Annotated in this window: 25 protein-coding genes and 2 tRNA genes; 11 read left to right on the top strand and 16 right to left on the bottom strand. The window is 32.1% G+C overall.

The genetic code is table 11. The annotated features are described in order from the left end of the window. Positions 1-398: 398 nt before the first annotated feature. Positions 399-1,337 carry a calcium/sodium antiporter gene (locus ASC44_RS05765; protein ID WP_055446673.1) on the bottom strand — a complete coding sequence of 313 codons (939 nt, stop codon included), beginning with the start codon at positions 1,335-1,337 and terminating at the stop codon, positions 399-401. A 23-nt stretch (positions 1,338-1,360) separates the two neighbouring features. Continuing rightward, complete coding sequence (locus ASC44_RS05760) at positions 1,361-3,352, bottom strand: endonuclease (RefSeq protein WP_055446672.1); 1,992 nt, start codon at positions 3,350-3,352, stop codon at positions 1,361-1,363. Between the two features lie 562 nt (positions 3,353-3,914). On the opposite strand from ASC44_RS05760, the gene ASC44_RS05755 reads away from it, so the two are divergent. The 3 genes from ASC44_RS05755 (at position 3,915) to ASC44_RS05745 (ending at position 6,267) form a co-directional block, all read left to right on the top strand. Further along, the gene (locus ASC44_RS05755; protein ID WP_055446671.1) at positions 3,915-4,067 is read left to right on the top strand and encodes a hypothetical protein; all 153 of its coding nucleotides are present in this window, start codon (positions 3,915-3,917) and stop codon (positions 4,065-4,067) included. A 101-nt stretch (positions 4,068-4,168) separates the two neighbouring features. After that, positions 4,169-4,242: transfer RNA gene (locus ASC44_RS05750), tRNA-Arg, on the top strand. 450 nt (positions 4,243-4,692) lie between these two features. After that, complete coding sequence (locus ASC44_RS05745; RefSeq protein ID WP_055446670.1) at positions 4,693-6,267, top strand: T9SS type A sorting domain-containing protein; 1,575 nt, start codon at positions 4,693-4,695, stop codon at positions 6,265-6,267. A gap of 76 nt (positions 6,268-6,343) precedes the next feature. Here ASC44_RS05745 and ASC44_RS05740 read toward each other — a convergent pair whose 3' ends face one another. From ASC44_RS05740 to ASC44_RS05710, 7 genes are all read right to left on the bottom strand, one after another. Continuing rightward, positions 6,344-6,619: an ATP-dependent Clp protease adaptor ClpS gene (locus ASC44_RS05740; protein ID WP_055446669.1), complete on the bottom strand. Its 276-nt coding sequence runs from the start codon at positions 6,617-6,619 to the stop codon at positions 6,344-6,346. Between the two features lie 100 nt (positions 6,620-6,719). Continuing rightward, positions 6,720-7,580 carry a M57 family metalloprotease gene (locus ASC44_RS05735; protein ID WP_055446668.1) on the bottom strand — a complete coding sequence of 287 codons (861 nt, stop codon included), beginning with the start codon at positions 7,578-7,580 and terminating at the stop codon, positions 6,720-6,722. A gap of 217 nt (positions 7,581-7,797) precedes the next feature. Then, the gene (gene prmA, locus ASC44_RS05730; protein WP_055446667.1) at positions 7,798-8,637 is read right to left on the bottom strand and encodes a 50S ribosomal protein L11 methyltransferase; all 840 of its coding nucleotides are present in this window, start codon (positions 8,635-8,637) and stop codon (positions 7,798-7,800) included. A gap of 231 nt (positions 8,638-8,868) precedes the next feature. After that, a complete protein-coding gene (tpiA, locus tag ASC44_RS05725; protein WP_055446666.1) occupies positions 8,869-9,618 on the bottom strand; it encodes a triose-phosphate isomerase in 750 nt (249 codons plus the stop codon). Between the two features lie 12 nt (positions 9,619-9,630). Beyond that, positions 9,631-10,707, bottom strand: a complete 1,077-nt coding sequence (locus ASC44_RS05720; protein ID WP_055446665.1) for an ABC transporter permease — start codon at positions 10,705-10,707, stop codon at positions 9,631-9,633. A 1-nt stretch (position 10,708) separates the two neighbouring features. Next, on the bottom strand, positions 10,709-12,016 hold the full coding sequence (locus tag ASC44_RS05715) for a BT_3928 family protein (RefSeq protein WP_055446664.1): 1,308 nt from the start codon (positions 12,014-12,016) through the stop codon (positions 10,709-10,711). Between the two features lie 134 nt (positions 12,017-12,150). Next, the gene (locus ASC44_RS05710; RefSeq protein ID WP_055446663.1) at positions 12,151-12,690 is read right to left on the bottom strand and encodes a DUF1599 domain-containing protein; all 540 of its coding nucleotides are present in this window, start codon (positions 12,688-12,690) and stop codon (positions 12,151-12,153) included. A gap of 105 nt (positions 12,691-12,795) precedes the next feature. Here ASC44_RS05710 and folP point away from each other — a divergent pair, with 105 nt between their 5' ends. From folP to ASC44_RS05690, 4 genes are all read left to right on the top strand, one after another. Further along, positions 12,796-13,617 (top strand): dihydropteroate synthase, encoded by an 822-nt coding sequence (folP, locus tag ASC44_RS05705; protein WP_055446662.1) that lies wholly within the window; start codon positions 12,796-12,798, stop codon positions 13,615-13,617. Between the two features lies 1 nt (position 13,618). Then, positions 13,619-14,275, top strand: a complete 657-nt coding sequence (locus ASC44_RS05700; RefSeq protein WP_055446661.1) for a hypothetical protein — start codon at positions 13,619-13,621, stop codon at positions 14,273-14,275. 32 nt (positions 14,276-14,307) lie between these two features. After that, positions 14,308-15,099, top strand: a complete 792-nt coding sequence (gene cdaA / locus ASC44_RS05695; RefSeq protein WP_055446660.1) for a diadenylate cyclase CdaA — start codon at positions 14,308-14,310, stop codon at positions 15,097-15,099. 91 nt (positions 15,100-15,190) lie between these two features. Continuing rightward, positions 15,191-15,901: a DUF3667 domain-containing protein gene (locus ASC44_RS05690; protein ID WP_161805006.1), complete on the top strand. Its 711-nt coding sequence runs from the start codon at positions 15,191-15,193 to the stop codon at positions 15,899-15,901. A 3-nt stretch (positions 15,902-15,904) separates the two neighbouring features. Here ASC44_RS05690 and ASC44_RS05685 read toward each other — a convergent pair whose 3' ends face one another. Together ASC44_RS05685 and truA are read right to left on the bottom strand one after the other, a co-directional pair. Beyond that, on the bottom strand, positions 15,905-17,671 hold the full coding sequence (locus ASC44_RS05685) for an ABC transporter ATP-binding protein (protein ID WP_055446658.1): 1,767 nt from the start codon (positions 17,669-17,671) through the stop codon (positions 15,905-15,907). Next, the gene (truA, locus tag ASC44_RS05680) at positions 17,661-18,416 is read right to left on the bottom strand and encodes a tRNA pseudouridine(38-40) synthase TruA (RefSeq protein WP_055446677.1); all 756 of its coding nucleotides are present in this window, start codon (positions 18,414-18,416) and stop codon (positions 17,661-17,663) included. Before truA ends, ASC44_RS05685 begins: the two co-directional genes overlap by 11 nt. 126 nt (positions 18,417-18,542) lie before the next feature. Between truA and ASC44_RS05675 the strand changes: the two genes are divergently transcribed. After that, positions 18,543-19,043 (top strand): metallophosphoesterase family protein, encoded by a 501-nt coding sequence (locus tag ASC44_RS05675; protein ID WP_055446657.1) that lies wholly within the window; start codon positions 18,543-18,545, stop codon positions 19,041-19,043. Between the two features lie 119 nt (positions 19,044-19,162). Here the strand turns inward: ASC44_RS05675 and ASC44_RS05670 are convergent, their stop codons facing one another. After that, positions 19,163-19,573 (bottom strand): DUF4293 domain-containing protein, encoded by a 411-nt coding sequence (locus ASC44_RS05670; protein ID WP_055435831.1) that lies wholly within the window; start codon positions 19,571-19,573, stop codon positions 19,163-19,165. A gap of 203 nt (positions 19,574-19,776) precedes the next feature. On the opposite strand from ASC44_RS05670, the gene rho reads away from it, so the two are divergent. Next, positions 19,777-21,507, top strand: coding sequence for a transcription termination factor Rho (rho, locus tag ASC44_RS05665; protein WP_055446656.1), 1,731 nt, complete (start codon positions 19,777-19,779; stop codon positions 21,505-21,507). A gap of 193 nt (positions 21,508-21,700) precedes the next feature. Here the strand turns inward: rho and ASC44_RS05660 are convergent, their stop codons facing one another. From ASC44_RS05660 to proS, 4 genes are all read right to left on the bottom strand, one after another. Then, positions 21,701-22,078, bottom strand: a complete 378-nt coding sequence (locus tag ASC44_RS05660) for a hypothetical protein (RefSeq protein ID WP_055446655.1) — start codon at positions 22,076-22,078, stop codon at positions 21,701-21,703. Between the two features lie 175 nt (positions 22,079-22,253). After that, positions 22,254-22,505: a 30S ribosomal protein S20 gene (gene rpsT, locus ASC44_RS05655; protein WP_055446654.1), complete on the bottom strand. Its 252-nt coding sequence runs from the start codon at positions 22,503-22,505 to the stop codon at positions 22,254-22,256. Between the two features lie 29 nt (positions 22,506-22,534). Continuing rightward, positions 22,535-22,606 (bottom strand) — tRNA-Glu (locus ASC44_RS05650). A gap of 190 nt (positions 22,607-22,796) precedes the next feature. Further along, positions 22,797-24,275: a proline--tRNA ligase gene (gene proS / locus ASC44_RS05645; RefSeq protein ID WP_055446653.1), complete on the bottom strand. Its 1,479-nt coding sequence runs from the start codon at positions 24,273-24,275 to the stop codon at positions 22,797-22,799. A 100-nt stretch (positions 24,276-24,375) separates the two neighbouring features. Here proS and ASC44_RS05640 point away from each other — a divergent pair, with 100 nt between their 5' ends. Next, the gene (locus ASC44_RS05640) at positions 24,376-25,353 is read left to right on the top strand and encodes a hypothetical protein (protein WP_055446652.1); all 978 of its coding nucleotides are present in this window, start codon (positions 24,376-24,378) and stop codon (positions 25,351-25,353) included. Between the two features lie 39 nt (positions 25,354-25,392). Next, entirely contained in the window at positions 25,393-26,910 is a 1,518-nt protein-coding gene (locus tag ASC44_RS05635; RefSeq protein WP_055446651.1) for an OmpP1/FadL family transporter, read from the top strand. The last annotated feature ends 69 nt before the right edge of the window (positions 26,911-26,979 follow it).

Below are 26,979 nucleotides of genomic sequence, written 5' to 3'. Positions count from 1 at the left end.
TATTTTTTTATATCAATTTTATAAGAGTTAATAGTTATGATTTTTTTTAATCAAATATTTAGTAGCGTATACGGTAAGTATTCAAATTGGTTCGGATACATAATCTCAAAGTGTTATTTCTTAGTGTAGAATAAGAGCAATTATAATATAGCTTACGTGTAGTCTAAAGTAAATTAACTCAATGAGTATGCGTTAAGGATGGAAACGGCATCCTTTTTTTACTTGTATATGCAACTAATAGGTATAGTAGAAAGACATCTCTATGTTAAAAAGCTGATAAATAAATTGAATAAAAAAAAGATATAGTGGACAGCCTGACCAAGATGTTGCTTTTAGCACATCTTGGTAACGCCCAAAATAAGGTGAAATTAAAGGATAAGTTACTTTCTAAATACGTGTTATTTAAATGAGATATATAAAAACAAGCAATAACCCAATACTAATAGTAAGCCTTTGTATCTGCTAATTTGCATGAATTTAGGAATTAAAATTAATATTATTAAAATTGCAGAAAAACCTATCATCCAGAAAATGTCGCTGGATAATATATTTGCGTCCGTAACAGGAATGTCTTTTATAATAGAGGTTAATCCTAAAACAGATCCAATATTAAAGATATTAGAGCCTATTAAATTACCTAATGATAGTGCTTTTTCTTTTTTGGCAGCAGCAATAATGGAAGCTGCTAACTCTGGTACACTTGTGCCAATGGCAATTACGGTTACCGCAATTACGGCATCGCTAACGCCTAATGCTTCTGCAAGGCTTTTAGCACCATCGACTAACCACACTGAGCCAAAATAAAGAGCTGTTGCTCCAATAAGCAACCAGATTAGGATTTTGTAATTAGCGACCGTTGCAAGGACATCGTCTACATCTTCAGATGGCGTGTCTGATTTAGAACTTCTAACTAGCACTACAATAAAGACTACTAAACAAGTGAATAGAGTGATACCTTCTATACGCGATAGTATATTATCATTTACTAAAAAATAATAAAGTAGAAAAGAAAATAGAAGCATTACAGGCCAGTTAAGCTTATAAAAAGATTTATCTACTGCTATTGGTCCTAAAAGTGCTGTGATACCTAAAACTAGACCTATATTGGCAATATTAGAGCCTACCACATTGTTAATAGCAATTGCTGGAGCATTATTTAAAGCTGCTTGTAAACTTACTAAGAGTTCTGGTGCTGACGTTGCAAAAGAGACAACCGTCATGCCAATAACCATTTTAGAAATATTTAATTTAAACGATAAAGCTATGGATGCTTTAACTAGAAAATCTCCTCCTACTACTAAAAGTATTAGACCTAAAATAACCCAAAGTATGCTCATGAAATAAGTTTTTTGCGAAGATACTATTTAACTAGAAACTTTTTTGTTTCTGTTTTGCCTTCGGAAGAAATTTTAGCAAAATACATTCCGGTTGATAAATCTAAATTGAGAGGCGCGTTGTTTTTAAGTGTTTTGGTTTGTAGTTTTCTACCTTCAGAAGAATATATAACAATTTGGTATTCGCTATTTTGCCCAGAAATATAAAGTTGATGATTTATTGGGTTTGGGTATAGTTTTATGCTTTTAGCTTCGAAATCGGTAACACTTAAGTTATTATTCCATTCGGTTCCTGTATTTACGCCCCAAATATAATCTACTAATTCTGGCATGTCTATTAAAGGATTTCTATTAAATTGCCATGTATAGATTACGTTGTTTCTATTCATTTCGAAATCGTCTGGCGGATCTTGATTGTGCCATTGTAATAAGGTTGCTAAATCTCCCATTTGACCTGTAGTTGTTGGAAATCCGTTTACAACAGATAAGCCATTATAGCGTAATTGCATATACAAAACACTACGCGCTACATCTCCTTTAAAACTCCCAACGTTATTTATTGGACCATTATATTCGCCATAATGTTGATTGCTTCTGGAACTATTTTCTGGGCCATCTGCAGCTCTTAGAGCGTGGGCATCTGAGTTGCCATGGCGTAAAGAATCTGCTGTTGTATTCCAGTAAACTTCAATACCGTCTGCAATATCATCGAGATCAATACTATTGTAACCTGCTAAAGATCTAGGGAAAGTGTGCTCTCTGTTCCATTTTCCTGTACTAAGTGAGGTTATTTGAAAATCTAATTTAGATCTTCCTTGTTCTGAATAGACTAACCAAACTTGGTTATTATTCTCAGGATTTTGGTCTGCTTCTTTTAAAATAGTGATAACATCTGAATAAGTTTGGCCTCTAACAACACCTTCTTCTGCAATAATGTTTTGTATCGCTTGTTCTAAATCTACTCCAGACTCTCCGTTTAAAGAAGAGTAGTAGCCAGCTGGTTGTGTACTTTCAACTGCGCCTGTTGCTATTGGATTGGTATCCGATGGAATGGGTGCATTAAAAGGAGATGCAACAGCATTAGCATCTACAACACGTAGTTTTACGAAGTTATTGAACGGTATATAAGGAGAAGATAAATTAGTGAATTTAATTATTGCTTCTTCATCTCCGTCATTAATACCATCATCTAAAATAGAGATTGATGTTGTTATTGTATTTTGTCCATTAGGTATTGTAACAGTTGTGTTTCCTGTAAAGTCTGAAGTGTTAAATCCAAAATTATTTAGTGTAAAGTTAATTGTAGCATCTGCCGTTACATTAGTCTCTGTAGTAAAGGTGATGTCTAATGTGTCTCCTTCATTATATTGAGATTGTGTCGTAGAAATTGTCACCGGATTAAAAACAACACCGCTTCCATCGTTTAATTGTCTTGGAGTTGGTGTGGCAGTTGTATAGGTTCCGTCGTTATTAAGTTGAATAGATTTTGGATTTGCATTGGTGCCATTATCGTTTATCTGCTCTAGTGATTCAAATCCAGGAGCATCATTAAAGAATTCGAGTAGATTTGTAACAGCAGAATCGTTAGTTTCATAAATAACAACATCTACAATGTTAGCTAATGTTGCGTCTGTTAAATCTGGGAAATCTGTAGCATTTGCCTGGTAAATAACTGCAGCATCCGGTCCGTTTTGTATTAAATTTTGAGATATGATTAATTGTGGAAAAGGAGTAACTAAATCACTACCGATAACAAATAGCCCATTAATATCTGTAGTTAAGCCATCGAGATCTAGTGCATAATAGCTTTTACCTCCCGTACTACTCGTATTAGAGCCATTAAATAGCACTATAACATAGCCGTCTAAACTTGTGCTTGGGTTTAATGTTTTTAATTCTATAAATTCTTTTGTATCGATACTTGGTGTATCGCAGTCTATTTCATTTATAACAACTGCTTGACTAAAAGCAATATTACATATAAAAAACAAAACTAAACATTCGATATACTTTTCCATTTAGAGCCTTTTTTGTAAATATATGATTATAACCTAACTGGAATATTATCTAAAGGTTATTTAATTTTTTGAAATTGAGATTAATGAAAACATAAAATACAGTGTTTATTTAACGAAAACGCCCTTGTATATCCAAATGAACGACATAAAGGCTCTACAATTATATAATATTTAGAGTGATATGCTTATTTATGATTGTTAAATGATACTTTTTTTAAGGTTATGTGTTTTATATTGAAATAGGATACGTGTTTTTAGTTGTATAAGTAAAGTTAATTGCATTAATTCTTAGCATTTTGTTTGGTTGATAATATAGAAAAAATATATCTTCAAAAAACAATCATGAGAATGGCAGTTATTATTAACCTTAAACTAAAATATTATGCTAACACTTGCTAAAATTATTATTGATATTATATTATCGATATTTCTGTAACTATAAGAGGTAAAACTTAGTCTAGAATAAGTTTCACTATTTTATAAAGGAATCAGTTTTTGGCTAACACCAATTAAAAGTATAGTTTTGAGGTCTTAAATAATGATAGTTTATTTTTATTATATTATGAAGAAACAAGTATTTAAAATACTAGCTAAAATTAATAAGGCTGTTTTGCCGAGTTATACTAAAAAGAGATTAGATCTAAGTAAAGCCACTAAATTACAGATGGCTATTTTTGGTTGGAAACTATACATTACTAAAAACGCGTTAAATTAATTTTGTTAGCGATTTTGGTATTCATTTAAATTAAATTTATAATTTTCTCTTTTTATTTTGAAGATAGTATAAAAAGATATATATTTGCACCCACAAAAAAAGGCCTCGTGGCGCAACTGAATAGCGCACTTGATTACGGCTCAAGAGGTTACTGGTTTGAATCCAGTCGAGGTCACTAGAGTAAAAAGGGTTTCAATTTATTGAAACCTTTTTTTTATTTCCTATTTGCAGAATATTTGCAGACTTTCAATCTTTATATGATGTTATATTGTTGAATTTCGAGGAAATTGTAACTAACCATATAGTGCTTTTGGTTTACTATTCCGCTTCCCTTTATTAAGTTTAATACCAAACATTTTTTTTACTTTCCGTTATCATTATTGAAAATAATAATTTACTCTTTAGTATGAGTTTATGCTTTATGAGGACTCTTTTCTAGTTTTAAAAAAAATAGAGATTCTCTCTCTCTCTCTCTCTCTCTCTCTCTCTAAGTTTAATTATGTTGGTTTTAAGTCAACTAAGACATATTTATGATATGATTACAATCAAATAAAAAGAAAACATATTAATTAAGTTAACCTTTTAAATTTTGTGTTATTAAGTAGTAAATAAACACTTTAAAATTATGAAGAAAATTTACATTAACTTACTATTTATATGCTTTAGCATAGTAAACATTAACGCACAAGTTGTACAAGTAACAGATATAAATCCTGGTATTTCTGATTCTAGCCCTCAAAATTTTGCTATTATAGGAGACGATCTTTTATTTAATGCTTTCAATCCATCTATAGGCTTCGAGTTATATAGATATAACAAGACTAATAATACCACAGTTTTGGTTCAAGACATTACACCAGGAGGCTCATATTCTAGTAGTGATATAGACAGTTCTGTAGAGTACAATGGAGATCTCTATTTCTCTATTAATTCGCAATTGTATAAATACGAAACAAGTACTAAAACGGTGAGCTTGATACCAAATATATATATTGGAGACGAATTGATAGTTTATAATAATAAAATTTATATGAAAGGATGGGAGAACTCGACGATAGATCATGAGCTATACAGTTATGATAGTGTTACAGATACAGTAGCCTTAGTTAGTAATATTTATAGTTATAATGGAGGAAGTAGTATTCCGTACGGTTTTATAGTTTTTAATGATAAGCTGTATTTCTCGGCAGAGACACCAGTTATTGGTCGTGAATTGTATGAATTTAATAGCGTTACGGGAGTAACAAGAATAGTGGAAAATATAAATAGCACTAATCAAAATAATGGTAATGGAACACCTAAAGATTTTACTATTTATAATAACGAGCTGTATTTTGGAGCTTTTGAACCTTCGGTAGGATACGAGTTATTTAAATACGATCCTATTGCAGATGATGTTGTTTTAGCCGCAGATATATTTCCTGGTACTGATCAATCGGGTTTAAAAGATATTTTTTTACACAATAATAAATTGTTTTATCAAGCGAGAAGTAGTACCAGTACAGGTGTCGAGCTTCATAGTTTTGATGCGTCAACAGGCTTGGATACATTAGTTAAAGATATTATTATAGTAAATCAACAAAATTCTTCACCAACTGAGTTTTTTACTTTTAATGATAGATTGTTCTTTTATGCTTCAAGTGCTACTACAGGAGGACTTAGAGCTTTATTTGCTTATAATGATGTTACAGATGAGCTAACGGAAATAGCGCCTTCTGGTTTTAATAGTTTGTATGTTGATGATATTATTGAGTTTGATAGTAAATTGTATATTGGTGGAAGGACAGAAAATAGTGCTGTTGGCCAAGAACTTTATGTTTACGATGATGTTTCGGTAACATTAGTAGAAGACATTTATCCTGGTTACACTAGGTCCGAACCAAAACATTTTACCGTTTATAAAAACGAGCTTTATTTTAGTGCACAAAACACTACTTCTGGTTATGAGTTATTTAAATATAATCCTGAAACACTTGGAGTTGATAGTTTTAGTAACAATATAGGTGTTAAATATTATAAGAATGCCTTACACATTGAAGACGATACTAATAGTGTTAACACTATTATTTATAATATGTTAGGACAATTTATTATGCGGTCTAAGGCTAACACTATATCTACTGAAACTCTAAAACCTGGTGTCTATTTAGCAATCGTGACTAAAGGTAATAGAAGGCAAACTTTAAAGTTTGCTAAATAATATGTAGAGTAAAAAAAATCCCAATAGCTAAATTAGCTATTGGGATTTCTTATTTATTATAATAAAATAAGGGATTCTAAATAATCTCGGCATCAATTCCTGCTTCTAAAATACTGGAGCATATAGGTTTTAAGTCTTTTAACTCACCTGTTTTAACTGTACATTGCCCTTTGTAATGTACCAAAATTGTACATTGCTCTGCTTGTTCGGGAGTGTGTTTACAGGCTTTTATAAGTGTTTCTATAACGTGATCGAAAGTATTATAATCGTCGTTATAAACAACTATTTCGTTATTCTTTTTGGTTTCTGTTATAGTATCAGTTTGTTCTAATACTTTTTCTTGGGTATTCATTTTTAATATTTTAAACTAAATTAATTTTTTAAAATGAATTAAAAGAAAAAAGACGCCAATTTTTGGCGTCTTTGATATAAAATTTAACTTTTTATTTTATTTAGTACATGTATTGTAATCCAATTACATCGTCACTGTCAAACTCTCCATCTTCGCCATTACTAAAACAAGCAACCATTATAGAGTCTGGATTATAGCCTGAAGATGTTCCAGGAATTGAAATAGCACCTACGCCAGCTGTACCTTCATTAGAGTTTTGACCACAACTTTGTCTTGAAAACCAATCTGTATGTCTAAAACCTACAGAGTGACCAATTTCATGCGTAATTACATGCTCAACAACATTAGTGTCGTAATTGTTTAAGCCATAAATTTGAACGAATTTATTAGGCAAGCCATTGCTAGGGAAACCTGCTGATCCACCAGCACCACTTTGATTAGGATTGTGATATACAACCATATCTTTACTTTGGTAGTTTGTACTAAATGTAAGTGTAAATGAAATAGAAACACCACTAAGATTATTGTAGTTGTTTACAGCCCATTGTAAAGCTGTTTTTTCTTTGTCAGAAAGTCCAAAGCCACCGCTACCTGTGTATCCAACAATAGAAATGTTTCTTCCTTGAGATACTAGATTATTTGTACGGTAATTTCTATCTGTAATCCCATTATTTATTTCTAGTGCCATAATTTGCTTTTCTGAAAGCATAATATCTTCCTCAACTTGATACATATCCATGGTTGTACCATCTGGAAGAAGAAAGTCTACCTTTTTAATACCATCTGTATTCATGTAAAACTCTGCAAGTTTATTAACAATTGCATCAGGAATATTATCGTTATCTAAATCTTCTAAGATTTTAGACTCTTCAATAGAATCGTTTAGATCTTCTGTTTGGCAAGATTGAAGACAAATTGATAGAGAGAATAGAGCTATAAAAGCTATTTTAAAATGTTTCATTGTTTTTGGTTTAAATTAATTAAAAATTAAGTTTACGTAAACAGTGTGTATAGATTTCTAGTACCAAAATGCTTTTGGTATTTTCTAAAAATCAGATATTTTAAAATAAATTTATTTGAAGCAAAGGTAAGTAATATAAAAAGATAATATTTACGGGTTTTACCGTAAATATTATCTTTTTTAATGAATAATTTAATTTTTTAACTAAAAAAATGAATTATTGTTTAGTGTAGTGTAGAGAAGCCCAATCATTACGTTTTAGCTTATTTTTCAAATTTAAGCCATTTGCGTTGCATTCTTTTTCAATAGTAGGAATATCTGCTTCATAGAAACCGCTTAAAAATAAAGAGCCATTTTCGTTTAGACACTTTGCGTAAGTATTAATATCGTTTAAAAGAATGTTACGGTTTATGTTTGCAATAATAGTGTCGTACTTTTTATTAACTAATAAGCTTGCGTCTCCTTCGTAAACGGTAATGTTTTTAGCGTTATTACGCTCTGCGTTTTCTATACTGTTTAAGTAACACCAGTTATCTATATCTATAGCGTCTATTGGGTTTGCACCTTTCATTTCTGCTAATATGGCTAGAACAGCTGTACCACAACCCATATCTAGAACAGATTTTCCTTGAAAATCGTTTGCCATAATGTGTTGTAACATCATGTGTGTTGTTTCGTGATGTCCTGTGCCAAAACTCATTTTTGGTTCGATTATAATATCGTATTGTGTATCTGGTTTGTCGTGAAATGGAGCACGAACAGAACAGAGGTTGTCTACTATTATTGGATTAAAGTTTTTTTCCCATTCGCTATTCCAGTTTACTTGTTCGATCTCGTCGAAGGTGTAAGAGATTTCGAATTCATCGCTTGTTAAAACGTAAATATCTTGTAATATATTTTCTCTCCATTCTTCTTTTTGAATGTATGCTGTAACTCCAGTTTCGGTTTCGACAAAACTTTCGAATCCTGCGTAACCTAGTTCTGCTATTAAAATTTCGGTTGCTGGTTGTAATGGTTTTACTGTAAAATAATAACCTATGTAAATTGTATTTGACATTGAGTAGTCTTTGTTTCTAGCAGGTAATCCTGCGTTAGCGGTTGTAATGGCATCCTTTTTTGTGAATTACTTTAATTTACACTCGTTTTAGGAGGTAATAGTTTTAAAAGATCCCAAAACAAATTTGGGATTACTTCGGAAAAAAGATATAATGGAAGACGCGACTTTTTGTATTCCTACAAGTTTTTTTAAGCTTGTAGGAATACAAAAAGTAACGCCCAAATTGTTTAATTAAAATGCGTTTATTATAGCGTAAAAATCTTCGGCTTTTAAGGCTGCTCCACCTATAAGTCCACCGTCTACGTCTGGCTTACCAAAAATCTCTTTAGCGTTTGCCGGTTTTACACTTCCACCGTAAAGAATACTCATATCTTGAGAGACTTGCTCACCGTATTTTATATTTAGTGTTTCTCTAATAAATTGGTGCATGTCTTGTGCTTGCTCAGGACTTGCTGTTTCGCCAGTTCCAATGGCCCAAACAGGTTCGTAAGCTAAAACAATGTTTTTAAAAGCTGGTGCTTCTAAATGGAATAGTGCGTTTTTTATTTGATTTCCTACAATTTCTTCTTGGTCGCCAGCTTTTCTATCGCTTAATTCTTCGCCAAAACAAAAGATAACTCTCATGTCATTTTTTAAGGCTGCATCAACTTTTTGAGCTAATAATTCGTCTGTTTCATTAAAATAGGCACGACGCTCACTGTGTCCTAAAATAACAGTTTGTACACCAACGCTCTTTAACATTGTAGCACTAATTTCACCTGTGTAAGCTCCGTTATCTGCAAAGTGCATGTTTTGTGCTACAACTTCTATATTAGAGTTTTTTGTGGTATTGAATGCCTGATATAGATTTACTGCTGTTGGAGCAATCATAACTTCTGCATTAGAGGTTTGCTTTTGTTTTAAAAGATCTACGATTAATGCTTCTGTTTGCGATAAATCGTTATTCATTTTCCAGTTTCCTGCAACTATATTTTTTCTCATAATAAATGGTTTTTATTCTAATGTTACTTTTGGATCTAACCAAGCGTAGATTATATCTACAAAAATATTAATAATTATAAAGAGTAAGGCTATAATTAACACAGAACCCATAATTACAGGTAAATCTAATGTGTTAAGTGCGTTTACTATTTCTTTTCCAAGTCCGTTCCATCCAAAAATATATTCTACAAATACCGCTCCTGCTAGCATAGAGGCAAACCAACCTGAAATGGCTGTTACAACTGGATTTAATGCGTTTTTAATAGCATGTTTTCTTATAATTTGAAACTCGCTTAAGCCTTTTGCACGTGCTGTACGTATATAATCTTGGTTAAAGACTTCTAATAATGAATTTCGCATAAGTTGAATAACGACTGCTAGTGGTCTAATACCTAAAACTAAAGCGGGTAGGATTAAATTTTTAAGTTTAATATTTACGTTTTCGCCAAAATCGTCGAGTTCGAAAAGGCTACCTGTCATTTCTAGATTAGTGTATTTGTGTAATACAAAACCAAATAGCCACGCAAATAGAATGGCGCTAAAAAAAGAAGGCACACTCATACCAATAGTACTTAATATTTGTATTGTTTTGTCTAAAAAAGTATCTTTTTTTAATGCTGAAATTATGCCTAAACTAATTCCTAATAATAGCGCGATACCAATGGCAGAAATTGCTAAAACAAATGTATTAGGTAATGTTTCTGCTAATACTGTACTTACTTTTTTGCCTTGTTTGGTAAAGGATTCTCTTAGGTATGGAAATTTTATAACCGTTGTTGTTTTACCAACGGTAAATAGCTTTGAGGCTGAATATTTATTGTCTCTTAAAAAGGTGTAGTCGTCTTCTGTATTAGAGTGAAATGAAATAGGAGAGAGGTCGTTTAAATAATATAGGTATTGTGTGCCAATAGATTTGTCGAAACCATACTTTTTTTTAACGATTGCTAACTGCTCGCTGTCTTCGTTTTGTCCCAACATCATTTGTGCTGGATCTCCTGGTAAAATATTAAATAAAAAGAATATGACAGTGACTACTCCAAATAAGGTGAGTAGTGCGTAAAATGTTTTATTTAGTAAGTAGCTTATCAGGTTAATCTTCTTTTAGTGTTATTTTTATTATTCCAGTGTAGTTACTTGATGTCATTGAATTAAGAATATCTAATTCTGATCCTTCTTTTACAACATCCATACTTTCAATTGTCTCAGGATCTATCGCTTCAGCTTCAGCTTTAGTTACTTCTTCTTCGTTAACAAAGTAAGCCGTGTTTATTGTAATAACAGGCTCTGGTTTACGCTCGACTTTAGGTAAATCTATTTCTTCGGCATCGTTAAAATGTTCTTTTTGCATTACTGTTCCTTTCTCTAATTTTAAAATTCCAGGATTAGAACGTACTACTGTTTTTAATGCTTTTTCATCACATAAGTAAAAGTCGAAATCGAAACCGTATTTTTCTTTTGTATATTGTTTGTCTTCGTCTCCTGAAGATGATAAGCCAATTACTGTGTAACCGTTTTCAATAGCTTTATCTGTTACTTTTTTAATGTTTTTTAAGCCTTGCGCGTTAGCCTTTTCAAGGTTGTAAGCGACTACCATAATAAGGTGGTCTTCAGCTAGAAATTTAGTCGTAAAGTCTTCATCTTCACTTTCAATAGAGAAATCTTTAACTGGAGGATCGTAACCTTCTTCAATAATTTCAACTTCATAACCAACATATTCTCCATCTACTGTTGGGTAACTTCCATCGGTAACATATTCTAGGTTTTCTCCACCAACATTAAAGGTCCAAGTATATTCTTGTACAGCTTTTTGAGCATCTTCTGGCACAACCATACCTTCGGCAATATTTTTGCCAACAGCATAGGCTCTAAAATCCCAAGTTGGTAAATGCATTAATACATGGTATCCAAACCATAAACTACCAACAAACCCAAGTAAAGCGAGAATTGTAGTTGGGAATTTACCTAAAATTGGTTTTATGTGTTTTATTCCTGCCACTAACACTAGTATAAGAATAAGTAGAATTAAATCTTTAGTAAAACTTTCCCATGGTTTTAAAGGAAGGAAATCGCCAAAGCAACCACAGTCTTTTACAACTTCGAAATATGCGGCGTAGAAAGTTAAGAATGTAAAAAATACAATCATTCCTAAAAGCATCCAAATGGTGAATTTACGTTTGTAGCCAAGTAATAAGAATACTCCTAAAACAACTTCTAAAACAACTACAAATACCGAAATGCCCAAAGCATAAGGGTCTAAAGATGGTAGGTTTAATACCTCTGTACTAAAGTATTCTTGTAATTTGTATGAGAAACCTAATGGGTCGTTAAGCTTTATTAATCCTGAAAAGATGAATAATCCTCCAACTAATAGTCTGCAAAGGTGTACTAAGTATTTCATAAATTTTTATTAAAAATTTCTAAATTCCAAATTCTAAAAACAAAACCACACAGGTTTCTCCGGTGTTTAAAAAATGAAATCTATTTTAATTATAACAGTTTATTAATGGATTCCTGCCTTGACAGGAATGATAATTATTTTTCAGTTAAGTGAATCATGGCAAAAATGGCATAATTAATCATGTCTTGATAATTAGCGTCTATACCTTCACTTACAATGGTTTTACCTGCATTGTCTTCAATTTGTTTTACTCTTAATAATTTTTGTAAAATCAAATCTGTTAAAGAACTTACACGCATATCTCGCCAAGCTTCACCATAATCATGGTTTTTATCTAGCATTAATTGTTTGGTGATAGCTACTTTTTCATCATACAAAATAGTGGCTTCTTCGGTAGATAAATCTGGTTGTTCTACAACACCTTTTTCAAGCTGAATAAGTGCCATTAAAGAGTAGTTTATAATACCAATAAATTCACTCTGTTCTCCTTCATCAACTTTTCTAACGTCATTTTGTTGCAAGCTTCTTATGCGCTGTGCTTTAATAAAAATCTGATCTGTAAGCGATGGCAATCTTAAAATACGCCATGCACTTCCGTAGTCACTCATTTTATTAATAAACAGATTGCGACATGTTTCTATAACAGCATCATATTGTTTTGAAGTATCTTGCATCAGTTGAATCAATTTTCCGTAAATTTCGCATAAAATTGTCTAAAATTCAAGGTTTCACATCTATAGTTTTTAAATGTGTTACAAACAACAAAAATAAAGGTACCAATGACCATTAATTGCAAAGGCAAGCTTATCGATTTATCTACTCCAAAAGTAATGGGTATTCTTAATATTACACCAGATTCTTTTTATGATGGTGGTATGTATAAAGACCAATCCAATATTGTGCATCAAGTGCAGAAAATGTTGGACGAAGGTGCCACATTTATAGATGTAGGTGCTTATAGTTCTAAGCCAAATGCAGATGAGGTTTCTTTAGATGAAGAACTAAGTCGTATACTTCCAATTATAACGTTATTGATTAAACAGTTTCCAGATATTATAATTTCTATAGATACATTTCGAGCTGAAGTTGCAAAACAGTGTATTGAAAAAGGTGCAGCTTTGGTTAATGATATTTCTGCGGGACATTTAGATGGAAACATGCTTGAAACAGTGACTAAATTAAATGTGCCATATATTATGATGCATATGCGAGGCAACCCAAAAACAATGCAGCAACAAACCAATTACGATAACATTCTAAAAGAAGTGCTTTTTTATTTTTCTGAAAGAATAACCACTGCCAGAGCATTAGGTATAAAAGATATTATTATAGATCCAGGTTTTGGTTTTGCAAAAACACTAGAGCAAAATTTTGAGTTGCTAAACGTTTTAGAGGGTTTTAAAATTACCAATTTACCTTTACTTGCAGGATTATCTAGAAAATCTATGATTTATAAAACACTAGAAACGTCTTCAGCTGAAGCTTTAAATGGCACAACAGCATTAAATATGATTGCTTTGCAAAAAGGAGCTAGTATTTTACGCGTTCATGATGTTAAAGAAGCAATAGAATGTGTCACACTTTTTAATCAACTTAATTAAAATGAAAAAAATATTAATAGCTTTATCTGTAATCGTTTTATTGGGTTGTAGTGATAAATCTGTATTACTTCCAGAAGTTGAAAACGCTACAATTACCGAAATTACAGATGTGTCTCCTGCTTATATTTTTTACGATGAAACAAAACCAGATAGTTTAGAATTGAATAAAGGGAATTTAATAATTTCGACTAATTGGTTGGTAAATGTAGATAAACGTTTAACTTTAAAACAAGTAATACCTTCCATTATTGAATTGCAAGAGAAAAAGCGAAACTCTAGCCATAAAAAAGAAAGTGCCCGTAATTATTATACATGTAATGATACTAGTATTAAAAATTTAGGGTTTATTGATTTTACTGATGTTGTTTATATTCAAGGTGGAAATGAATTTGATGAAAAAGGGTATAAACTTATAGTTAAGGAAAAAGATTCGTTCTTAATTTATAGGCCAAATAATGATGATGGTTTTTTTTTAGATTCGGAAAATTTAATTACCAATCTTAAGGAATTTCTGGATGAATCTGAGTTGCCTAACTTATTAGTATTGTCGTTTAATGAAAATATTAGTTTTCAATATTACATCTCTTTAAAATCAAAACTATCTCAATTAAATTTAGAGAATACAACAATTAATAAGGAAGAATATATCTTTAATTAATATATTTAATCATTATAAAATAAATATTATCATTGGAAATTTTCGATCACATACTAAACTTTGGCATAATAGACTACATAGATGTATTTCTAGTAGCCTTGCTTTTATATTACATATATAGATTAGTTAGAGGTACAGTTGCTATTAATATTTTTCTAGGTATTGTAGTTGTCTACTTTATTTATTTAATTGTAGAAGCGCTAAAAATGGTGTTGCTAACTAAAATTCTTGGTGGGTTTATTAGTGTAGGTTTCATCGCTTTAATTGTAGTTTTTCAACAAGAAGTTAGAAAGTTTTTATTAATGATTGGTTCTACAAACTTCGCCTCAAAACGTGGTTTTTTAAAACATATCAAGTTTTTGAAAATTGAAGGTGTCTCTACAGGATCTACAGATATCGATACTATTATTGCAGCTTGTAATAAAATGTCTACGTCAAAAACTGGTGCACTAATAGTTTTAGAGCGCGAAAATAATCTCGATTTTTTAGTCTCTACAGGAGACGAGATGAATATAAAAGTAACACAGCCTATTATAGAAAGTATATTTTTTAAAAACAGTCCGCTTCATGATGGCGCCATTATTATAGAAAACAATATAGTAAAAGCAACACGTGTAATATTACCTGTTAATAATGAAAAAACAATTCCGCAACGTTTTGGATTAAGGCACAGAGCAGCAGTTGGTATTACTGAAAAAACAGATGCTATCGCAATTACTGTTAGTGAAGAAACCGGACAGATTTCATGTTTTAGAAATGGAACGTTTGTAGATTTTAAAGATTCTACAGAGCTAATAGCAATTATAAAAGAAGATTTAATTTAAAATGGTTTGTAAAAATTGTAAACGTTTATTGCCGCAACAAATAAACTTCTGTAATGGTTGTGGCGCAAAAGTGATTAAAAATAGATTAACGATGCGTAATCTATTCGAAGACTTTGCTTACCGTTATATGAATTATGATAACCAGTTTTTAAAAACATTTCTACATTTATTTACTAAACCAGAATTAGTAATAGGAAGCTATATTAATGGTACACGAAAAAAGTACGTTAATGTCATTAGCTATTTTACTATTGCATTAACCATATTCGGTTTGCAACTTTTTATTATGAATCTCTTTTTTAAAGACGCTTTAGATTTAACAGCTTTTAATAAAGAAATGGCTTTAAATATGAAGGATCCTGAAGATTTTGCTAAAAATCAAGAGCAAATTCAATCAATAATAGGTAATTACCAGAGTTTAATATATATAATTACTGTTCCTATTACGGCTTTTATTACATGGTTAGTTTTTTACATAACTAATACTCGAACCTATAATTATACAGAGCATATTGTAATAAATTTATATTATTCTTCTCAAGTAATAATAGTAACAGCGTTAGCTACACTTTTATTAATGGTTTTTGGACTCGATTTTTTTACGATTAGTTTTATCTTTTCTTTTCTATCTTTTATTTATTTGGGCTATATTTTTAAAAAAACATATGACTTGAAAATAGGAGAGACTATACTAAAAACTATATTGTTTATAGTGTTTTATGGATTAATGTTATTGTTCATTATAATAGCCATTGTAATTGTAACACTTGTACTAATAAAAGGTTTTGGTATTGAGTTTTAATAACTAAGCCACATCAGCCTTCAAAAACTGTACTTCATACAAGTTTCTATAATAACCATCTTTTACTTTTAGTAACTCTTCGTGAGTTCCTTGTTCTACAATTTCACCAGCATCCATAACAATTATTTTATCTGCTTGTTGTATGGTTGCTAATCTATGCGCAATTACAATAGACGTTCTGCCTTTGGTAATTTTATCTGTCGCATTTTGTATTAATTGTTCAGAATACGAATCTACGGAAGAAGTCGCTTCATCTAAAATTAAAATACTAGGCTTTGTAACATATGCTCTCAAGAAAGAGATTAACTGTCTTTGACCAGAACTTAGCATAGCACCACGTTCTTTTACGTTGTAATTGTAACCGTTTGGGAGGCTAGAAATAAAATCGTGAATACCAATATCTTTAGCAGCTTGTATAACTTGCGCTTCAGAAATCTCTGGGTGGTTTAAAGAAATATTAGCCATAATAGTATCGGCAAACAAAAAGACATCCTGTAATACTACGGCAATCTGGCTTCTTAATGACGCTAGTGTTACCGTTTTTATGTCGATATTATCTACTAAAATTTCTCCACTATTAATTTCGTAAAACCTATTGAGTAAGTTTATTATTGTAGATTTTCCTGCTCCAGTAGAACCAACAATAGCAACGGTTTCTCCGGCTTTTACATTAAGCGAAATACCTTTTAATACTTCTTCATTTTCAACATAACTAAACCTGACATCTTTAAAAGTAATGTCGCCTTTAAAGTTTGAAACTTCTATAGTTCCATTGTCGTCAATTTGAGATGTAGTGTCAATAATTTTAAACACACGTTTAGCAGCTACCATTCCCATTTGTAGCGTGTTAAACTTATCTGCAATTTGTCTAAGAGGCCTAAATAATTGAGGAATCATCATAATAAACATAAACAATTCACCAGAAGTAGCAGTACTTCCAACAACAACCATTAAACCACCAAAGTACACGATTAGGCCAGAAGTAATACCCGAAAGGAAATCAGCAATAGGAAAGAAAATGGAGTTATACCAAATAGTCTTTAACCAGCCTTTTTTATGACGTTCATTAATAGCTTTAAAGTTTTTGTTTTCGGTAGCTTCTCTTGTAAATAATTGGAGAATTTTCATTCCAGTAACACGCTCTTGAACAAAAGAGTTAAGGTTTGAAACTTCCGTTCTAACTTCTTCAAAAGCCGTTTTCATATAACGCTGAAAAATTTTTGTAGCGTATAAAACAATTGGCATGGTTACAAATACAATTAAACTAAGCTTAAAATTTGTGTACATCATGAAAATTGAAATAACGAGCATAACCATTAAGTCGCGCATTATCATAAACAAACCTTGTCCAAAAATATCTGCAATACGCTCCATATCTGTTACTGCACGCGTAATTAGCATTCCAACCGAAGAATTATCATAATACTTCATCTTGAACTTTAGCATGTGGTTAAATAGTAAAATCCTAACATCTTGTACAATGTTTTGACCTAGCCAAGCGGCATAAAACTGAAAGAAAAACTGAAAGATTGTTTGAATTAATAACAAAGCAATCATTAAAATAATATAATACAAAAAGCCTTCTTCTTGCATCGTTTTTATGTGATCGTCAATAACTATTTGCAGTAACTTTGGCGTAGCAATACTTAAGCCTGCAATAATTAATACAGATAAAAGTACGCCATAAAAAATAGTTTTGTATGGTTTTGTGTATTCAAACAAGCGTTTAAATAGTGTAATGTCGAATATGTTTTCCTTTTTATTGCTCAATGTGTAATTTTATTGTTTCTGGATAGTCAACTTCTGTTAAATATAAAGCGTGAGCAGGAACAGAAAACCCAGCTTCACTTCGGTTTTTAGATTTAATAATATTGTGGAGCATTTCTACTTCAACCTTACCAATTCCAATATTAATAAGTGTTCCAACAATAGCGCGAACCATGTTTCTTAAAAAACGATTAGCTTTAATAGTAAACTGTAACTCGTTATCTACAATCTGCCATTCGGCTTTCATAATATCACAATTATACGTTTTTACATCAGTATTACTTTTAGAAAAGCATTGAAAATCTTTATAGTCCAATAAAATGTTGGTCGCTTCCTTTAGTCTTTCAATATCTAATTTTGGCTTTAGTAAAAAGGCTTGTTCTGTATTAAACGGACTTTTTTCTAGGGCAATTCTATATAAATATTGTCTACTAGTTGCATGAAATCTAGCGTGCGCATCGGCTTTCACTTTAAAAATATCATGAATTGCAATATCTTCTGGTAAAAACGAATTTAATTTATATATAAATTGAGATGTTTCAAAGGGTACTTCAGTATTAAAATGAGCAAACATTTGTTTAGCATGAACACCAGAATCTGTTCTACCTGCTCCCATGGTAACAATAGGTTCTCTTAATAAAGTAGACAGTCCTTTTTGTAAAACTTCTTGTACCGAAATAGCATTGGGCTGTATTTGCCAACCATGATATGCTTTTCCGTTGTATGAGAGTTCTATAAAATATCGCAAAGAAACTTGTATTTTTGATTTCTGAAAAAACAAAGATAATCGTTTTTGTTCCTAAAGAAATGCTAAATAATAATAAAATTAACGCTTTCGCGGAAGCATTAGCGACTAAAAACAAGTTCATCATAAATGAAAAAAATCCTACTATTATCAGATACTCACAGTCATATTGACGACGATATTTTAAAATACGTTAAACAAGCCGATGAGGTTTGGCATGCAGGAGATATTGGAGATTTAAAAGTAACAGATGCTATTGCGAAATTAAAACCTTTACGTGGTGTTTATGGTAATATTGATGATGATAAGGCGCGCATGGAATTCCCGGAAAACAATCGTTTTATGTGTGAAGGTGTAGATGTTTGGATAACGCACATTGGTGGTTACCCAAATAAATACAATGTAAGAGTAAGAGAGGAGATATATAAAAATCCACCACGTATTTTTATTTGCGGACATTCACATATTTTAAAAGTTATGCCAGATAAAAAACTGAATTTAATACACATGAATCCTGGAGCAGTTGGTATACATGGGTTTCATAACGTAAGAACAATGCTTCGTTTTACTATAGATGGGTCGAAAATTGAGAATTTAGAGGTCATAGAATTTCCTAAAAGACACCTATAAGAGATTATATAGTTATTCTCAATATTTTTTTCTTCTTCCAAAAATATTAAGGATTAGACATAAAAAAGCCCAAGATCTTCACCTTGGGCTCACGCACTAATACTACTAAGATGTTAGGTTTATCGTAACCTATCTACAGATTTTACAAGATCTTCATCCTTTTTAATCGCCTTATTAGCTAAAACTAATAATACAATAGACAGAATTGGAAGAAAGATCCCAATACCTTTCTCAGAAACCAAAGCTTCTCCAGATACATTTAGAGATTGATATACAAAAAATCCTAGTAAAATAACGTTCAATATGATGTTAAGTCGTCCCAATACAAATTGTAACTTCCTATTTTTAAACATAAATATAGATAACAAAGATAAAGCAGCAGAACCTAAAAATAGTCCAAAATATAAAAGCTCATCCATAGCAAAGATTTTTACATCTTCGTTAGTTATCCATAAATGAAAAACGAAAATCAACCCAGCCGAAATTCCAGCAGTAAGCAGTAAATAGACAGATTGAATGCGTTGTATCATTTATTTTAATCGAATAATTTCAGGTCCAAAAATATAACTTCTTTTGGTAATTTTAACTAAAAATTTAAAATAAAGTTGTATAATTGCATCAGCGCGTTGCAATAGTCACATTAGCAATACGTTAATTCTTCAGAATCACATTATAATTTTCTTCGGAAATTTTCAAAAACATATTTTTCTAAAAATATTCAATTAAACAATTCATGTTTGAAATCTCACAATTAAAAGAAATGAAGCTTCCTGAGTTGCAGGACATGGCTAAAAAGCTAAGTATCCCAAAGTTTCGTTCATTAAAAAAATTAGACTTAGTTTATCAAATTTTAGATAAACAAGCAGCCAATCCTAAAGCTGTAGAAGTTGTAAAGGCAGATGTGCTTGCTCCAGCTCCAGTAGCTGCGGCAAAACCTAAAAGAGAACGTGTACGTGTTGCTGCAAATAAGCCAAATCCAAGACCGAAAGCACAGCCAAAACCTAAAGAAAAAGCGCAACCAAAACCTCAAGCTAAAGTAGAGCCAAAGGTAGAGCAAGAGACTATTACGTTTAAAGAGGAAGTAAGTAAAGAGGTAAAAGACACGAAAGAAGTTAAAGAAGATAATAAACCGGTAAAAGCGCCAGCTAAAGCACAACAGCCAAAGCCACAGCATAAGAAACCTGTTCATAATCATCAAAATAAAAAAGAGGATAAAAAGGATAATAACCCAAATCGTCAAAATAAGAACCAGAATAAAAACCAAAATAATCAACGTAACCAAGGTAAAAATGGAAATACGCATGGAAGCGATGAAACGCGTAACCGTTATCGCGAGCCAGATTTCGAATTTGATGCTATTATTGAAAGCGAAGGCGTATTAGATGTTATGCAAGATGGGTATGGGTTTTTAAGATCTTCAGATTATAATTACTTATCATCTCCGGATGATATCTATGTATCTCAATCTCAAATTCGTTTATTTGGATTAAAAGTAGGAGATACAGTATTAGGAAATGTAAGACCTCCAAAAGAAGGTGAAAAGTATTTTCCGCTTATTAAGGTAAATAAAATTAATGGACAAAGTCCAGATGTAGTTAGAGACCGTGTGTCTTTTGAGCATTTAACTCCGTTATTTCCTCAAGAGAAATTTAATATCGCAGGTAAGCAAGCTACAATTTCTACGCGTATTATGGATTTGTTTGCTCCAATAGGAAAAGGACAACGTGGTATGATTGTTTCTCAACCTAAAACAGGTAAAACAATGTTACTTAAAGATGTTGCAAATGCAATTGCAGCTAACCATCCAGAAGTATATCAAATGATATTACTTATCGATGAGCGTCCAGAAGAGGTAACAGATATGCAGCGTAATGTGCGTGGTGAAGTTATTGCTTCTACTTTTGATAAAGAAGCTCATGAGCATGTAAAAATCGCTAATATAGTATTAGAGAAAGCAAAACGTTTAGTAGAATGTGGACACGATGTAGTAATCTTATTAGATTCTATTACCCGTTTAGCTAGAGCTTATAATTCTGTACAGCCAGCATCAGGAAAAATACTTTCTGGTGGTGTAGATGCAAATGCATTACACAAGCCAAAACGTTTCTTTGGAGCCGCTCGTAACATAGAAAATGGTGGATCACTTACCATAATTGCGACAGCTTTAACAGAAACAGGTTCTAAGATGGATGAGGTAATTTTCGAGGAATTTAAAGGAACAGGTAACATGGAGCTTCAGTTAGATCGTAAGATTTCTAATCGTAGAATATTCCCAGCTATCGATTTAACATCTTCAAGTACACGTCGTGATGATATCTTATTAGACAAGGTTACAATCCAAAGAATGTGGGTTATGCGTAAATATCTTGCTGATATGAATCCTGTAGAAGCTATGGAGTTTATTAACGAGCGCTTTAAGCAAACAAGAAATAACGAAGAGTTTTTAATTTCAATGAACGGTTAGGTTTATCCTGATTTAGTTTTAAGAACTAATTACAAATAAAAAAGCCTTGATTTTATAGTCAAGGCTTTTTTGTTTTATAAAACGAAATTGATATTAAGGCAAAAAAAAACAAGCATAGACTAAATAAAGAGTCAATGCTTGTTTTTAAATTTCGTTTAAAAAAAAAACGAATAAAATTATATAATTGTAATTACTAGTAGGCTAATAATAACTCTTTATACTCTTTTAGGTCAGAGATATTATCCTTGTTATTAAGGTTTCTAGTACATGCTATTAAATATTTAAGACTTTCTACAGGAGATATATCAGATGTATCATTGTCTTCTTCCGTAAGTTCTTCTTCGTCCTCTTCTAAAGGCTCATCTTGAGGAATAGGAAGAAGGAACGCTTCATGTTCTTCTATGTGCTCACAGGCAAGTCTAAGTACTTTTACCACTAAAGGAACTTCCTCCTCAATAGCATAAACCCGCAATGCTTTTATATCATCAATTAATGTATCTGTATTGATTCCAGATGTATCAAGGTTATTAAGAATTTTATCAATTACTTTAATTGCGTTTGTGTTTTCCAAAAGAGTAAGATTTATGTGAATGGTTGTTTTATGATAATTGCAAATTTATACTTTTAGAAATTAAATCATAGACCTTATTTCGAGTAAATTTACATACTCGCTAAAAGAATTTTTGTAAAACAAAAAAGCCTATCGAAATTTCGATAGGCTTTTGTTTCTTGTAGAATTAATTTGACTATATCGCAGAAACGAATTTAGTTAAACCAGATTTTAAGTTAGCAGCTTTGTTAAAATGAATAACATTTTTCTTAGCTAATTTATCTAACATAGAGTGTACTGATGGTAATAATGCTTCAGCTTCTTTCTTGTCAGTTAACTCACGTAATTTTTTTATAGCATTACGAGTAGTTTTATGCTGGTACTTATTTCTTAAGCGTTTAGTTTCGTTACTTCTAATTCTTTTTAACGCTGACTTATGATTTGCCATTTGTTTCTTTTTTCTTTATTAAAAAATTGTAGCCCGTAGGGGAGTCGAACCCCTCTTACATGGATGAAAACCATGCGTCCTAGCCGATAGACGAACGGGCCATTTATTTTTGAGTTTGCAAATATAAAACCTTTTTTAGTTACTGCAAACTTTTTTGCAATAATTTTTAAAATATTTTTTTTGCTGATAAACTTTTCAAATAACTTACACAACGTTTCCATTGCGGGTGCAAAAATACAACTATTTTCTACTTTTGCAAGACCAAACTAATTTTTTTTTCAAAAAAATCAATTAATATGCTTTTGCGAACAATACTCGACGTTTTGAAGGCTTCCCAGAATAGACACAAATGCCGTTCTCTATCTTTCCTTCTAATGGAAGACATCTAATAGTTGCTTTTGTGATTTCTTTAATCTTATCTTCTGTTTCAGCGGTACCGTCCCAATGTGCAGATATAAACCCTCCTTTTTCTTCTAAAACAGTTTTGAATTGTTCAAAATCTTCAACTTCTGTTGTATGGGTGTCTCTATGTTTTAAAGCTTTGTTAAATAAGGAGTCTTGAATCTCCTTCATTAAGCCTTCAATTTTTTCTATTAAAGAATCTAAAGGAACAGTTTCTTTAGTTAATGTATCTCTACGTGCTAATTCTACTGTACCGTTTTCTAGATCTCTAGATCCAATAGCAATACGAAGAGGAACGCCTTGTAGTTCGTGTTGTGCAAATTTTGCACCTGGACGATAGGTTGTTCTATTATCGTATTTAACTGTAATATGCTTCGATCTTAAATCTTTTATTATTCCGTTTACAACCGTTGTGATTTCCTCTAGTTGTTCATCGGTTTTATAAATTGGAACGATTACAACTTGGTTAGGTGCTAGGTTTGGTGGTAGTACTAAACCGTGATCATCACTATGTGTCATGATTAAAGCTCCCATTAATCGCGTTGAAACTCCCCAAGAAGTAGCCCAAACATAATCTTGTTTCCCTTCTTTATTTGTGAATTTTACATCAAAAGCCTTTGCGAAATTTTGGCCTAAGAAGTGAGACGTTCCAGCTTGTAGCGCTTTACCGTCTTGCATCAATGCTTCAATACAGTAAGTTTCATCTGCTCCAGCAAAACGTTCGCTTTCAGTTTTTAGACCCTGAACAACTGGCATGGCCATGAAGTTTTCAACGAAAGTTGCATAGACATTATTCATAGTTTCTGCTTCTGTTATAGCTTCGGCTTTTGTTTCGTGGGCTGTATGTCCTTCTTGCCAAAGAAACTCTGCTGTGCGTAAAAATAAGCGCGTACGCATTTCCCATCTAACAACATTTGCCCATTGGTTTATTAATAAAGGTAAATCTCTATAAGATTGAACCCACCCTTTAAACGTACTCCAGATGATTGCTTCACTTGTTGGTCTTACTACAAGTTCTTCTTCTAATTTTGCTTCTGGGTCTACACGAAGCTTTCCTGGGTTGTCTGGGTCGTTTTGTAATCTATAATGAGTTACTACTGCACATTCTTTTGCGAAACCTTCAGCATTTTTTTCTTCAGCTTCAAACAGACTCTTAGGTACGAAAAGTGGGAAATAAGCATTTTGATGACCTGTTTCTTTAAACATTCTATCTAATTCTGCTTGCATTTTTTCCCATATAGCATAACCATATGGTTTTATTACCATACAACCTCTAACTGCCGAGTTCTCAGCTAAATCGGCCTTTACGACCAATTCGTTATACCATTTTGAATAATCTTCTGCTCTTGTTGTGAGTTTTTTGCTCATATATAGGGTTTTGGCACAAATATTGTGATTATGTTAAAAAAAGAAATAGTTCGACAAAACTAACTATTTTTGTTATGTTCAACAATAAAAACAAACAGTTATGCAATTAAAAAAACACTTATTAAGTAAATTACCAACGTTTGCCATGGTTTTATTTGCTTTAGGACTTACGTCTTGTGGATCTTATCAATATGTTGGACAAAATAATGATGGCGTTTATGGAGAAGATGAAAGGCAAGAGGATGTTGTTCGTGCCGATGCTGAAGACTCCGGAGATAATACATACTACAAAAATTATTTCAAGGAAAAATCGTTAGAGATGGGTTCTGACAGGAATGAAGAAGTATTTGTGGATATTGATTCTTATGAGGGTTCTTACTCTGAAGATTATGTTCAAGAGGAAGATGTTAATACTGGATATGGTGCTTGGGGAGAGAATAATAGTGATGTGTCTATAAATATATATAATAATGGTTTCAATAACTATTGGAATCGACCGTATTATGGTTGGAATAGATATGGTTGGAATAGACCATATTCAGGATGGAATTTAGGTTTTGGAGGCTATGGTCATTATTATTCAGGTTATCAATATGGTGGGATTTATGATCCTTTCTGGTCTCCAGGTTTTGGTTATGGATACGGTTATGGAGCTGGTTCTTATTATGGAGGTTACTATGGCGGTAATGGTTATGGCAGAAACAGCTTGTCTTATAATTCTACTCGAAGAGGTAGTACTTATGGAAGAAATTCTGTTTTAGGAAGAAGGGTTGAGGGGGCAAGAAGAAGTAGCTCTACATCTACTCGCACAAGAACATCTTCAACACCTAGAACTAGAGCTACGACACCAAGAGTTAGAACAAATAATTCTACACCTAGAGTTAGGACGTCAACTCCAAGAGTTAGGAGTAATAATAGTTCTACGCCTAGAGTAAGGACTACTACGCCAAGAACGAGAACAAGAACAACTACTCCTAGAACGTCCACTCCAAGAACGTCTTCTCCAAGCAGATCTTCTACTAGAAGTTCTTCGGGTTCATCTTCAAGATCATCATCTGGAAGTAGAGGTAGAGGTTAGACTGTTGGTCTACTAATAAATTTGAATTAAAAAAATAATATGAAAAAAGGAATATTCTTATTCGTAGGTGTTATGTCTATGTTGACAATTAATGCTCAAGATATTAACGATGCTTTACGATATAGTACGGGAGAGGTGATAGGTTCGGCGCGGTATAGAGCATTGAGTGGTGCATTTGGAGCCTTAGGTGGAGATTTAAGTGCTATTAGTGTTAATCCAGCCGGCTCTGCTATATATACAAATAGTTTTGCTTCGGTTTCGCTAAATGTTAGTGATATAGATAATGAAACTGACTATTTTGGTGGTAAAAGTGCTACTTCAGATTCCAATATATCGCTAAATCAAGGAGGTGGTGTTTTTGTTTTTGAAAATAGAAGTAGCAATTCGCCTTGGAAGAAATTTGCTTTTAGCGTTGCTTTTGATAATACTAAAAATTACGATGATAATTGGGAGGCTCGAGGAGTAAACACGACTTCTATAGATCAATATTTTTTAAATAATGCTCAAGGCTTGCGTTTAGATGAAATCTCTGCTTTTCCTGAGGAATCCTCATCAGATGCTTATGCGGGAATAGGGAGTACATATGGTTACACCGCTCAGCAAGCGTATTTAGGCTATGACTCATTTATTTTGGAACCTGCAACGGATGCAGATGATAATACTTTATACTCTTCTAATATTGCGGCCGGAAATTTTGATCAAGAATATACTTATGCAGCAACAGGATACAATGGAAAGATTGCATTTAATTTAGGGGCTCAATATGGAGATGATTTATATTTAGGTTTGAATTTAAACTCTCATTTTCTAAATTATGAACGTTCAACTTTCTTATACGAAAAAAATAATAATACGGGTTCCATAGTGAGTCAAGTAGGATTTGAAAACAATATAATAACAAATGGCTCTGGATTTTCATTTCAGTTAGGGACTATTTATAAGCTGTCCAACGAGTTTAGAGTTGGGTTTACATATGATTCTCCTATGTGGATGACTATTACTGAAGAAACTTCGCAGTATATTGAGTCGGTAAGGGTTGAAGGAGGTGTTAATGTTTTGCAAATTGTAGACCCTCAGGTAGTGAATTTGTTTCCAGATTATAATCTTCAATCACCTTCTAAGGTTACGGGAAGTTTGGCTTATATATTTGGAAAACAGGGATTAATTAGTTTTGATTATTCTAGAAAAGATTATAGTAAAACAAAGTTTAAGCCAAAATCTGATGCTTACTTTAGTGCGCAGAATGATATTATCGCAGATAACTTAGTAGCGGCAGCAACCTATAAAATAGGTGGAGAGTATAAAGTTAATCAGTTTAGTTTTAGAGGTGGTTATCGATTTGAGGAAAGTCCATATAAGAATGGAGAGACTGTTGGCGATTTAAACGGATATTCTTTAGGTTTAGGTTTTGATTTTGGTAACACTAAATTAGATTTAACCTACGATGCTTACAATCAATCTAGAGAATATCAATTATATAATACAGGGTTAACAGATGCTGCGTCAATTGATGCTAATAATTCTAATATTACTTTAACATTAGGATTTCAGTTATAGAGCTATATTGAGTATTCATTATTTAAACGATGAAATAATTTATATAACAAAAAACTCCTTTGCGCTAGC

Source organism: Lacinutrix mariniflava, from assembly GCF_001418015.1.
In the GTDB taxonomy this organism is placed as follows: Bacteria; Bacteroidota; Bacteroidia; order Flavobacteriales; family Flavobacteriaceae; genus Lacinutrix; species Lacinutrix mariniflava.
The sequence above is the reverse complement of the archived record's forward strand: the minus strand, read 5'-3'. Positions and strand labels throughout refer to the sequence as shown.